The organism is Oleiphilus sp. HI0128, assembly GCF_001635365.1.
Genome location: NZ_LWGG01000915.1, coordinates 1 through 1,858, shown reverse-complemented (window position 1 = coordinate 1,858; position 1,858 = coordinate 1). Strand labels below are relative to the sequence as shown.

Annotated in this window: 1 protein-coding gene; it reads left to right on the top strand. The window is 41.6% G+C overall.

Annotated elements, in window-relative coordinates; genetic code table 11:
• The first annotated feature begins 214 nt into the window (after positions 1–214).
• On the top strand, positions 215–1,414 hold the full coding sequence (gene tyrS / locus A3763_RS14905) for a tyrosine--tRNA ligase (RefSeq protein WP_068634548.1): 1,200 nt from the start codon (positions 215–217) through the stop codon (positions 1,412–1,414).
• The last annotated feature ends 444 nt before the right edge of the window (positions 1,415–1,858 follow it).

Below are 1,858 nucleotides of genomic sequence, written 5' to 3'. Positions count from 1 at the left end.
CAATAAAGTGAGTATTAATGCTTTTTAGAAGTCACATAAAAATGTGAAAATCTGTTAAATATTCCTATAAGTATAGTTGTAAGCTGGGTTCAAGCAAAGTCAATGTTTGTTTATAAAGCTTACAGTAATGTTAAAGATGATATACTTGTTTGTTTTTTGATGTCGCGATTGTTTCTCGATTGTTATTGGTATGCGTTGAAAGGTGAAGTTTAAGATGGGATCGGTTCAAGAAGCTCTAGAAATTATTAAACGCGGAGCTGAAGAGTTAATAGTAGAAGAAGACTTAGTAAAGAAGCTTGAGGCGGGGAAGAAACTTCGTGTCAAAGCTGGATTTGACCCAACTGCTCCAGATTTACATTTAGGGCATACGGTACTCATTAATAAGTTGAAGCAGTTTCAGGATCTTGGTCATGAGGTGCTGTTCTTGATTGGTGACTTTACCGGCATGATTGGTGATCCTACCGGTAAAAGTGCTACACGGCCGCCTTTGACTGAAGAGCAGGTGGCGCAAAATGCGCAGACCTATAAAGAGCAGGTGTTCAAAATTTTAGATCCTGAGTTAACAGCGGTCATGTTTAACTCAGAATGGATGTCGAAGATGTCTGCTGCGGATATGATCAAGCTGGCCGGGCAATATACTGTAGCGAGAATGCTAGAGCGTGATGACTTTAGTAAGCGCTTTAAAGGGGAGCAGTCCATTGCAATTCATGAGTTCTTGTACCCGTTAGTGCAAGGTTATGACTCGGTTGCAATGGCGGCAGATGTTGAATTGGGTGGAACTGACCAAAAGTTCAACTTATTAATGGGGCGTACTTTGCAGAAAAATGCGGGTATGGATCCTCAGACAATTCTAACGATGCCTTTATTAGAGGGTTTGGATGGTGTCCAGAAAATGTCCAAATCGCTCAATAACTATGTGGGTGTGAATGATGCGCCGGGTGAGATGTACACGAAGTTGCTATCGCTACCTGATGAAATGATCTGGCGCTACTATGAATTATTAAGCTTTAAGTCATTGGCAGAGATAGAGGTTCTTAAACAAGAGGTTGCGCAAGGGAGAAACCCGCAAGAGGTTAAAGATCTGTTTGCGCGCGAAATCATTGAGCGTTTCCATGATGCGGAGTCGGCGGCGACTGCGCATAACTCGGCAGGCAACCGAGTCGGTTTGGGTGAGATTCCAGATAATGTTCCGGAAGTTGATGTTGATGCTGAGGGGCAGTCGGAGTTGCCAGTATCTGCTGTACTAAGAATGGCGGCTTTGGTAAAGAATGGTGCAGCAGCTAAAGATGTCTTGGGTCGCGGTGCAGTCTATGTAGAAGGCGAGAAGGTAGAGGCGAGCTTGAAGTTGTCGGTGCCTGGTATATATGTGATTCAGGCGGGCAAGAAAAAGATAGCTAAAGTCTCGTTAAAATAGCGTTACAAACTAATTTATAAAAAGTTTGATAAAGGTGTTGACCTAAAGAATCAGCTCTATATAATGCGCACCTCCTTAAGGCGAACCGCTTCGAAAGCGGCGAAGTTTGAAGGAGATAGAGGATAAATTAAGTGATTAAAATCAGTAATTTATCTTCGCTTGTTAAAGGTTTTGGTTTTCGGTTTTGAATTTAAATTTCTTCGAAAACAAATTAAAAAAAATCGTTGACAAGCAAATGAGACGCTGTAGAATACGCGCCTCGCTTGAGGGATCTCAAGCAAGCTCTTTAAAAAATTAACCAAGCAATTCGTGTGGGCGCTGGCTGAGATGATTTCACGATAAAGCACTCTGATCTAACTTGTTAGAGAGGATGTTGCTTAAGAAATTATCAAGTCAACGACCTGTACAATTTATTTGAACAGTAAGTAACTTGAGCAAGTATAT